8 protein-coding genes are annotated in these 9,936 nt (G+C 54.3%); all 8 read left to right on the forward strand.

Annotated elements, in window-relative coordinates; genetic code table 11:
* The first annotated feature begins 176 nt into the window (after positions 1 to 176).
* The 8 genes from JRI46_01210 to JRI46_01245 all read left to right on the forward strand — a co-directional run bounded on the left by JRI46_01210 (position 177) and on the right by JRI46_01245 (position 9,604).
* Positions 177 to 1,157, forward strand: a complete 981-nt coding sequence (locus JRI46_01210; GenBank protein MBW2038209.1) for a 50S ribosome-binding GTPase — start codon at positions 177 to 179, stop codon at positions 1,155 to 1,157.
* Between the two features lie 329 nt (positions 1,158 to 1,486).
* Positions 1,487 to 2,554, forward strand: a complete 1,068-nt coding sequence (locus JRI46_01215) for a glycosyltransferase family 9 protein (protein ID MBW2038210.1) — start codon at positions 1,487 to 1,489, stop codon at positions 2,552 to 2,554.
* 56 nt (positions 2,555 to 2,610) lie between these two features.
* On the forward strand, positions 2,611 to 2,868 hold the full coding sequence (locus JRI46_01220) for a translation elongation factor-like protein (GenBank protein MBW2038211.1): 258 nt from the start codon (positions 2,611 to 2,613) through the stop codon (positions 2,866 to 2,868).
* Between the two features lie 3 nt (positions 2,869 to 2,871).
* A complete protein-coding gene (locus JRI46_01225; protein MBW2038212.1) occupies positions 2,872 to 3,972 on the forward strand; it encodes a DUF763 domain-containing protein in 1,101 nt (366 codons plus the stop codon).
* Positions 3,956 to 5,281: a replication-associated recombination protein A gene (locus tag JRI46_01230; GenBank protein ID MBW2038213.1), complete on the forward strand. Its 1,326-nt coding sequence runs from the start codon at positions 3,956 to 3,958 to the stop codon at positions 5,279 to 5,281. The genes JRI46_01225 and JRI46_01230 overlap by 17 nt, the downstream gene beginning before the upstream one ends.
* A complete protein-coding gene (locus JRI46_01235; protein MBW2038214.1) occupies positions 5,278 to 5,754 on the forward strand; it encodes a hypothetical protein in 477 nt (158 codons plus the stop codon). Before JRI46_01230 ends, JRI46_01235 begins: the two co-directional genes overlap by 4 nt.
* A gap of 59 nt (positions 5,755 to 5,813) precedes the next feature.
* Entirely contained in the window at positions 5,814 to 7,007 is a 1,194-nt protein-coding gene (locus JRI46_01240) for a DNA helicase UvrD (protein MBW2038215.1), read from the forward strand.
* Between the two features lie 1,310 nt (positions 7,008 to 8,317).
* Complete coding sequence (locus JRI46_01245) at positions 8,318 to 9,604, forward strand: IS110 family transposase (protein MBW2038216.1); 1,287 nt, start codon at positions 8,318 to 8,320, stop codon at positions 9,602 to 9,604.
* The last annotated feature ends 332 nt before the right edge of the window (positions 9,605 to 9,936 follow it).

A 9,936-nucleotide genomic window follows, 5' to 3' on the forward strand; every position in this document is an offset into this window, starting at 1 on the left:
ATTCAGAGAGGGAGTTTGTGAATAATATAATTTGATGAATTTAAAGGGCTTTTTCATGCCTACACCTTAGGCAAAGTGCTGTTGGCCAAGTAAAAAGGCCTATCAGAAGGGGGTAGGAAAGGGATTCCCCACAGGTTTTCCACAAATTTTGTGGAGATCTGAGAGGAGGGATTGATATGCCGGCTAATCTGCCGCCCCAATATTTCGAGGCCGAAAAGAGGTTTCGGGAGGCAAAGACGCAACCAGAAAAGATAGCTGCTCTGGAGGCCATGCTTGCAATCATGCCCCACCACAAGGGGACTGACAAGCTGCGGGCCTCCTTGCGCAGGAGGCTCTCCAAGCTGAGGGATGAGCAGGAGAGGAGGAAGGGGGGGGGCAGGGCTGACCTTTATAGCGTGAAGCGGGAGGGGGCAGGACAGGTGGCCCTGGTGGGCACCCCTAATGCTGGCAAATCTCAACTATTGGCCGCCCTCACCAATGCTGAGCCTGTGGTAGCCGATTACCCCTTCACCACTCAGAGGCCTCAGGCCGGGATGGTGGCCTTTGAGAATGTCCAGATCCAATTGGTAGATCTCCCACCCCTTATTGAGGAGCACACTGAGCCGTGGGTCTTCAACATCATGCGCAGTGCTGACGCCCTCCTGCTGGTCCTCGACCTGATCCAAGACCCCCTAGCGGAGCTGGAGATCACCTTGAAGGTATTGCAGGGGCAGAGGATCATCCTCATGGGCGGGGAAGAGGGGGATGTCGAGCCCGGTGCCTTCACCAAGAGGTCATTGGTGGTAGGGAATAAAGGTGACCTAGCAGGAGCAGGGGAGAACTTTGCGATCTTAAAGGAGTTCTATGGGGAGAAGGTTACCATGACCATAATCTCCGCCAAAGAGGGACTAAATCTGGAGCAGTTGCGGGGCCAGCTATACACGCTCCTCGATGTCCTGCGGATTTACCCCAAGCGCCCTGGCCACGAGCCCGATCTAAGCGCCCCGGTGATCCTCAAGCAGGGGAGCACGGTCCTCAACCTCGCCAGGGAGATACACAAGGATTTCATCACCAATCTCCGCTACGCCAGGATCTGGGGATCGGGAAAGTTTGACGGACAGAGGGTGCAGCGGGACTACATCTTACAAGACGGCGACATCATCGAACTGCATATCTGAGTCTGCCAAGAGATATTGGACCTTTTCACCTGATTTACCTGTTCCATTGACATATATCAATAGATTATTTATAACTTTATTGAAGAAGTTAGACATTTTACCGTGAAAATATCACGGTATGATAAGATGCTCAAGGGTGTTTGGCCTTGGATAATATCTGCGGCGTTACTTCAGGGGGTTCTGTCCCCTGAACCCCGAATAAGGAATTTCCTCTTTGGGGAGCTTGAGGGGTGTAACCCCTCAATAGAAGGCTGGGAAGAGGAACGTGATATTTCCATTGGCGGTAGGGGCAGGTAAACCCTCATGAGTGTTTTGAGAGAGGGATCTCCATGTCCTTAGAGGAGTTGCGCGGAGGCAGAATCCTCATCGTCCACCAAGGGGCGCTGGGCGATTTCATCCTCGCCTTGCCTGCTGTAAAGACCCTGCGTGAGTTTCTACAACCTGCTTGGCTGGAGATCATGGGACATCCCTGGACCCTGCAACTGGTCGAAGGTCGCTACTATGCCGATGGCATCAACGACGTGAACAGGGCTGAGATGGCCCCTTTTTTTCAGGAGGGTGCGCAGCTGCCCAAAGGGGCGTGCAGATATCTCAGTAGGTTCGATGCAGCCTTTGTCTTCGGAAAGGGAGCTACTTTTGCACAGAACCTCCGGCGGACTGGGATAAAATGGGTGTTCCTCCTTCCCCCCTTCCCCAAAGAGAGGAGGCACCTGGTAGACCACCACCTCTCATCCTTGATGGCCCTGGGGATTCCCTCTGCCCCTGTCTCACCAAAGATATTCCTGCGGGAGGAAGATGAGGGGTGGGCAGTGGAATTTTTTAGACAAAGGAGATGGGGCCTAGGGGGGATAATAGCCATGCACCCAGGTGCAGGGAGCCGCAAGAAGGTCTGGCCCCTTCATCGTTTTGCCGATCTGGGCAGGATATTAGCCCAAGGTGGCAGGGGTCTTCTCATCGTCCAGGGCCCTGCCGATGAGGAGATAGTGGGAGAGACGTTTGGGGGTTTGAATGGAGTTCCCCATTTGGTATTATGCAACCTCCCATTGATCAAGTTAGGGGCCTTGCTGAGCCATGCCTCCCTCTTTATCGGCAACGACTCCGGCATCTCCCACCTGGCGGCGGCCTTAGGGGTACCTACGGTTTCCATCTTCGGCCCTACAGACCCCCTTGTCTGGGCCCCCCGCGGCGAGAGGGCCTTTTGGATTCAGGGAGGGGTCGATTGTTCCCCATGTAGTTGGCAACAACAACAGGAGTGCGAGAGGCAGAGGTGTCTGGAGGGGATCGAGGTGGAGGACCTGGTGAAATTTCTCACCAGGAGGATGAAGGACCCCCACAAAGGGGTGTTTAAACATGGGAGAGCTATCCCCGAGAAAGGGTTGTCACACCATATCGTGTGACAAGAGGGGATACCTTTGCCGCAATATTATCAATAGAAGAAAAGGAGGACAAAGAGATGGAGGAGAAGAGAATCGGCACGGTAATGGATTACTTCGCCAAGATCGGGGTGGTGGCCATCCACTTGGAGGAGGATGGCCTGAAAGTGGGGGACACCATCCACATCATGGGTCACACCACGGACCTTACCGAGGAGGTAACCTCCATGCAGATAGAACACGATCCTGTGCAGGAGGCGAAAGTAGGCGACGATGTGGGGATCAAGGTGAAGGACAGGGCAAGGAAGAAGGATGCGGTCTACAAGGTGATAGGTTAAGGGATGCGCCGTGGAATAGCCCATCTACCTCTCCACTACGGCAAGACTCCTCCCTGGCTGTTCAAGAGGATGACGTTGTTGGCCCGGGAGATCACCCGGGTGCTGGTGGCCGAGTTTGGCCCTGAGGAGGTCCTGCGTCGCCTCTCAAACCCCTTCTGGTTTCAGGCCTTCGGGTGTCTGTTGGGCTTTGACTGGCACAGCAGCGGGTTGACCACTACGGTATGCGGGGCCCTGAAGGAAGGACTGCGGGGCCTAGAGCAGGAGACGGAGATCTTCGTGGCCGGGGGAAAAGGGAGGACTTCGCGGGACACGCCTCAGGAGATAGAGAGACACTGTGACCGCATCTCCTTGGAGCCCTCCTGCCTCATATACGCCAGTCGGATGTCGGCTAAGGTGGACAGCAGTGCCCTACAGGATGGCTATCAGCTCTACCATCACACCTTCTTATTCACCCTTCAGGGGGAGTGGTGTGTGATCCAGCAGGGAATGAACCCCGCCACCCGCTATGCCAGGAGATATCATTGGCTGGAGGAGGGGGTGAAGAACTTTGTCTGCGAGCCCCATCAGGCCATATGTTGCGACGCCCGGGGGGCGGTATTAAACATGGTGGCCCAGGAGAGCCAGGGTGCCAGGGGTGCGGTGGCGGCCTTGAGCATGGAGGACCCGGATAGGGTCTTCGCTGAAGTGAGGCGGATCGAGAGGTTGGACCTCCCTTCCCACCACCCCATCCAGTTTGGAGACCTGAACGCCAAGAGGCTGTATCAGGTCTTCATTAAGACCTATGAGCGGGGGACAAAGAATTTCGAGGAGGTCCTGGGGACACCGGGAGTGGGCCCCAAGACCATCAGGGCCCTGAGCCTTATCGCCGAACTCATCTATGGTGAACAGCCGAGCTTCCGGGACCCGGCCAGGTTCAGTTTTGCTCATGGGGGAAAGGATGGACATCCTTATCCCGTGGACCGAGAGACCTACGATCGCTCCATCGATTTCTTGAAGAGGGGACTGTGGGCCGCCAAAGTCGGCCGCAGCGAAAAGCTCAAGGCGATGAGGAGATTGAATGCCTTCTTCTCCCCCCAAGTTGGAAGAGATGGAACTGTTCGCTGAAACGTCCAAGGAGTTTGGTGCCAGCACCGCCCCCTTGGCCGATAGGATGAGGTCGAGGGGGCTGGATGAGTTCGTGGGCCAGGAGCACATCCTGGGAGAAGGGAGGGTCTTGAGAAAGGCCATCGAGAAAGGAGAGTTGTTTTCCTTCATCCTCTGGGGCCCCCCTGGCTCGGGCAAGACCACCTTGGCCCAGATCACCGCCCGCAGAACAGAGGCCCATTTCGTTTCCTTCAGCGCAGTGCTCTCAGGAGTGAAGGAAATACGAGAAGTGATCAAGGAGGCCGAGGGGCAGCAGAAGTACCACCAGAGGAAGACCATCCTCTTTGTGGACGAGATCCACAGGTTCAACAAGACCCAACAAGATGCCTTCCTACCCCATGTGGAGAAGGGGACCATCATCCTCATCGGCGCCACCACCCAAAACCCATCCTTTGAGGTGATCTCGCCACTGCTTTCCCGCTGCCAGGTCTTCACTCTCAAGCCCCTGGGTGTGGAGGAACTGATGCTGATCATGCGCCGTGCCCTCTCCGATCCCGACAGAGGTCTGGGAAGATATAAGGTAAAAATAGACCCATCCGTCCTGAGGCTCCTTGCCACGCTTGCTGACGGAGATGCCAGAGCGGCGTTGAACGGTCTGGAGCTAGTGGTGATGACCACCCCCCCGGAAAAGGATGGGATCAGGAGGATCACCCGCGAGACGGCCCAAGAGGCGATGCAGAAGAGGATCCTCTACGACAAGGATGGGGAGGAACATTACAACCTCATCTCCGCCCTGCACAAAAGCATGAGGGGGAGCGACCCCGACGCAACCCTTTACTGGTTGGGGAGGATGTTGGAAGGGGGAGAGGATCCTCTATACATAGCACGTCGCCTGGTAAGATTTGCCTCTGAGGACGTGGGTAACGCCGACCCACAGGCCCTCTCAGTGGCGGTAGCGGCCATGCATGCCTTTCACTTCATCGGCCAGCCAGAAGGTGAGCTGGCCCTGGCTCAAGCCGCTGTCTATCTGGCTACCGCCTCCAAGAGCAACGCCCTTTATGCTGCCTATGAAAAGGTCCGCACGGAAATAACGAAGACAGGGGCCCTTCCCGTCCCCATGCACCTGCGTAATGCCCCTACCCGTCTGATGGAGGAGATGGGCTATGGTAAGGGGTATCGCTACCCCCACCACTTCCCCGAAGGTTTTGTCGAGGAAGACTATTTCCCAGAATCCCTGAAAGGACGCAGATATTACCGCCCCACGGAAAGGGGGTATGAGCAGGAGATTCGCGAACGGCTGAAAAGATGGTGGAAGGGGAAGAAGGGATGATGAGGGGGCGAAAAAGGCTCATCCTTTTAGTCATCCTAGCGGCCATCTGTGTCTTTGTTCTCTTCAAGTACATTCTGGTCTCCGACGAAGAAAGGATCAGAAAGGCCCTCTACCAGGGGAAGGCGGCCATCGAAAAAGAGGACCTCCAGGGGGTCATGGCTCAAGTCTCCCGTTACTATCGGGATGAATATGGTTTCAACTATCTCGGGGTAAGGGCCCTCTTCAACTGGGTATTTGAGGAGTTTGACGATATAGCCATCCATGTGGAGGGGATGGAGGTGGAGATCTCAGAAAAAGGAGGGGGGAAGGCAACCCTCCGTACTTGGGCCACGGCCCGAGGACGGGATAAGACGGGATATATTGTGGGTGGATCACAGCAGCCGTGCCGGGTCGTCATTACCCTGAAAAAGGACAGGGGGAGCTGGCGGGTCATAAAGGCCCAGGGGGTGGTGCCAGGGGAGGTATTCCTGTGACGCGGTTTATCGCTGACCTGCATATCCACTCCAAGTACAGCAGGGCCACCAGCCGCAACATGGATTTGGAGACGCTGGCCAAGTGGGGGAGGTGGAAGGGGATCCAACTAATGGCAACAGGTGACTTTACCCACCCCACCTACTTTGCCGAGATCAAGACCAAGCTAGAGCCAGCCGCAGAGGGGATCTATCGCCTCAAGGAGGGGGAGAAGTGGACAAAGTTCATCCTGATCACGGAGGTGAGCAACATCTTCACCCAGGGGGGTAAGGGCCGCAGAATCCATACGCTGATCTTCGCCCCCAGCATAGAGGTGGCTGAGAGGATCAACCACACCCTTGCGAGATTGGGGAAGTTAGGGTCCGACGGCCGCCCCATCTTTACCTTTCCGGTAAAGGACCTAGTGAATATGATCCTCAACATCTCCGAGGATTGTCTCCTGGTCCCTGCCCATGCCTGGACTCCCTGGTACGGATTCCTTGGGGCTAAATCCGGTTTCGACTCCCTGGAGGAGTGTTTTGAAGAGGAGACCAAAAACATCTACGCCATCGAGACCGGGTTATCCTCCGACCCCCAGATGAACTGGCGTTTGAGCGCCCTCGATGGGATCACCCTCATCTCCAATTCCGACGCCCACTCCCCTAACAAGATCGGCCGAGAGGCCAATGCCTTTGTCTGCCCCCTGGAGTACCATGAGATCACCCGGGTCATCAAGGAGAAGGACCCACTGGGTTTGCTCTTCACCATCGAGTTTTTCCCTGAAGAGGGCAAATATCACTACGATGGGCACCGCAACTGCCATGTCCGCCTCTCCCCCAAGGAAACCAAGAAGCATGAGTATACCTGTCCTGTCTGCGGCCAGAGGCTGACAGTAGGGGTGATGCACCGGGTAGAGGAGCTGGCTGACAGGGAGGAGGGGTTTATCCCTCCAAAGGCAATCCCTGCCATCCACCTTATCCCTCTCGATGAGATCATCGCCGAGGCCCTGGGGACAGGTACTGGGACCAAAGGGGTGGAGAGGGAGTACATGAGACTGGTTGAGGCGGGGGGGTCAGAGTTCGCCATCCTCCTCGATCTGCCCTCAGAGGAGATAAAAAAGATCGCCCCTCCCAAGGTCTATGAAGGGATTATGCACGTACGAAGGGGTGAACTGCAAATCATCCCAGGCTACGACGGGGTCTTTGGCCAGATCAACATCTTCCCCGAGGAGGCAAAGGAGCCGGAGGAAGGCGAAGAACAGATGAGCTTGTTTTGAACAGGAGGACCTGTTTGCTTTCCATATCATCAAGAGAGATGATCTATAAATGGAAAAAACGAGGGGATAATTTCCGTCTTTTGGATAATAATGTAAAAATAACTGGAAAATATTACATACTAAAGGTAATATATAGAAAAGTTTCTATCTATTAACAAGTTAGGTAACTGCTGGAGATTATGAGGGTTTGAGATGAGATATGACACGATAGTCATTGACCCGCGGTTTTGCGGACCCCCGGATTCCGGAAACGGGGGTTATGTTTGCGGCCGCCTTGCGAAGTTCATTGATGGCCCAGCGGCAGTTCGGCTCCGGGTTCCTACGCCTTTAGGTATCGAGCTCCGAGTCCAGCGAACCGAAGCCGGCGTCTCGCTATTACACGGAGGCACAATTATCGCTGAGGGATGGCCCGCAGACGTTCAGGTTGAGGTTCCCGACGCACCTCCCCCTTCGGAAGCTGAGGCTGCCTCCCGCGAATATCGAGGCTTTACTTCCCACTGGTTTCCCTCATGTTTTGTGTGCGGTCCGAAGCGCGGTGTAGGCGACGGCCTCAGGATCTTTCCCGGAAAGATCGCAGGCCGCGAACTCGTTGCGAGTCCCTGGGTACCAGACAAGTCGCTATGCGATGGCCGCGGTAGGGTTTTGCCTGAGTTCATGTGGGCGGCTCTCGATTGCCCGGGTTCCTTCGCTTTTCCTAAGACACCGCAGAGCATAATTCTCCTTGGCGAGCTTGCAGTGGCGTTGTCCGGGTTTGTATCTGTCGGCGAGCGTTGCCTAGTCATCGGTTGGGAGATCACCCGGGAAGGTAGGAAGCATCATACCGGCACAGCCCTCTTCGCAGAGTCCGGAGCGTGTTGCGGTGTAGGTCGTGGCATCTTCTTCGAGGTTGAGAGCTCTGCGATAGAGGGCGCCACCTAACAACGCCTTGAACTAGGACTAGCTATTCGCTGCGCTCCATAGAGGCAGGTGATCTCCATTGTTAAGCAGCAGCCAGTCGTGTGCAGCCAGACCCTTGGGAGGAAAAGGGAATGAGTGGAACCAAAGGCCGTCAGGCAGTGGCTAGAACTATGGAGGCCGCGATTCTGCTTGCGCTACCAATACTGTTTCACTATCTGTTCCCGGGGGATAAAAGGGGGGAACGTAGGTCCTAAAACAACTTATCGGATGTTGTTAGTGGCTCCTCTCAATTGGTTGGTAAAGTCGTCTGAGAACCAACGTTATATATCAGAGTATTAGAGGGGTATAGGAGTAATAATAGCACAGAAAAAATTTATTTACTATCTAGCCAAAAAGAAACCTCCTGGTAAGATGTGAGTGGAAGAAGCTATATCAGACTGAGGGAGTTTCGTCAATTAAAGAAAGAGATTCGAGGATCGAGGGAACATCTGATTGTGGGGATTGATGTGGCTAAGGAGCGGCACAATGCCTTTTTTGGCACGGCCACGGGAAAGACGCTTTTGAGGCGGTTGGTCTTTGAGAACACCAGGGAGGGGTTTGAGAGAGTGCTTATTCAGGTAGAGGCAATCAAGGTACAGCATGGTCTCAGGAAGGCAGTGTTTGGGTTAGAGCCCACGGCCAACTACCATAAGCCCTTGGGGGAGCATCTCATCAAGGGTGGTCATCAGGTGGTATTAGTTTCTGGCAATGCGGTGAAGCGTAATCGGGAGTTGCTGGATGGTCGCTGGGACAAGCATGATGTAAAGGATTCGGCCAATGTGGCGGATTTGGTCTCTCAGGGCAAGTGTCTCTTTTACGAATATCCATCTATGGCGTTGCGGGATTTGAGGAATTTGTTATCGTTAAAGAGGCGCTTGAAGAGGCAGGAGCATGGGTATCGGGTACGCATCAGGAATCATCTTGTGGCGCAGTATTTTCCGGAGTTAGATGGATGGTATGGTCGCTCATCATCTGAGGGTTTGGCTATTGTGAGGTGGTGTTTAGATCCATCAGTCATTGCTGGGTTAGGGTTTGATGAGTTTGTTCGTCTTGTTACTGTTTATAACAGGGGGATACGACAGCGACGGCGGTTGTGGGCTATTTGGGAAAGTGCGGCTGCCTCAGTTGGCTGTGAGGGAGGCGAGGTGGTGGGGTTTGAGGCGAAGATGATGGTGGAGGGGTTACGACACATCCAGGAGACCATCAGGGCCACTGAGGACAAAATAAAGGGTATCTGTTATCAGTTTCCTGAATACCCGTATCTGCTCACGATTCCTGGCTTTGGTCCTGATGTCTCTTCTAAGGTATTAGGTGCTCTGGGCAATCCCTTTCGGTTTGATAGCGCTCAACAGGTTCTTAAAATGGCTGGATTCGACCTCAGTGCCGATCGCAGTGGGAAGCGCTCAGATGCTGCGGTGCCGGTTATTTCCAAGAAGGGCAAGCCCGATCTCCGCTATGCCTTGTATCAGGCGGCATTGATCGCCTCGGTGAAGAATCGGGATTTTATCATCTATTACACCAATAAGCTGCGAGGTCGTGAGCGGGAGCGAGGTATCAAGACCAAGATGCGGGTAAAATTAGCTGCCAAGCTCTTGGTTATTGCCTGGACACTGATGAAAAAGAAGGAGCCGTTTGATCCTGAGCATCTAAACAAAGAATAAGGGGTTTTTCCTTTCGGCGAGAGAGCCCGAGCAACAACGTTGAGGCCGGTGAGGACCTCGGGAGGGACAATCCTGGGCCTCTCACTGAATCGTGTAACCTGGATAAGGGATGATGGGTGATCCCGCTTTTGCGGGATATGCCGGATACTGATAACGATGAGGTGCAGGATTCATCAGGGGTGAGAGACTCGCCGAAGTGAACCTTAAGATTCTGTTAGAACTGAGAGGTGAGGTGCGCTAAAAATTTGATGCCGTTATCTATCATGTTGATATTAATGAGTTTTATTTATCTCCCACTTTTCTCTTGACAGGAGGCAATATAGGATGTCCCC

Source organism: Deltaproteobacteria bacterium (genome assembly GCA_019308925.1).
GTDB lineage: Bacteria > Desulfobacterota > B13-G15 > B13-G15 > RBG-16-54-18 > JAFDHG01.

Coding starts and splice junctions, on each gene's coding strand:
- JRI46_01225 (MBW2038212.1), top strand. CDS start 2,872: ATGCGCCGTGGAATAGCCCATCTACCTCTCCACTACGGCAAGACTCCT.
- JRI46_01220 (MBW2038211.1), top strand. CDS start 2,611: ATGGAGGAGAAGAGAATCGGCACGGTAATGGATTACTTCGCCAAGATC.
- JRI46_01230 (MBW2038213.1), top strand. CDS start 3,956: ATGGAACTGTTCGCTGAAACGTCCAAGGAGTTTGGTGCCAGCACCGCC.
- JRI46_01215 (MBW2038210.1), top strand. CDS start 1,487: ATGTCCTTAGAGGAGTTGCGCGGAGGCAGAATCCTCATCGTCCACCAA.
- JRI46_01235 (MBW2038214.1), top strand. CDS start 5,278: ATGATGAGGGGGCGAAAAAGGCTCATCCTTTTAGTCATCCTAGCGGCC.
- JRI46_01240 (MBW2038215.1), top strand. CDS start 5,814: ATGGATTTGGAGACGCTGGCCAAGTGGGGGAGGTGGAAGGGGATCCAA.
- JRI46_01210 (MBW2038209.1), top strand. CDS start 177: ATGCCGGCTAATCTGCCGCCCCAATATTTCGAGGCCGAAAAGAGGTTT.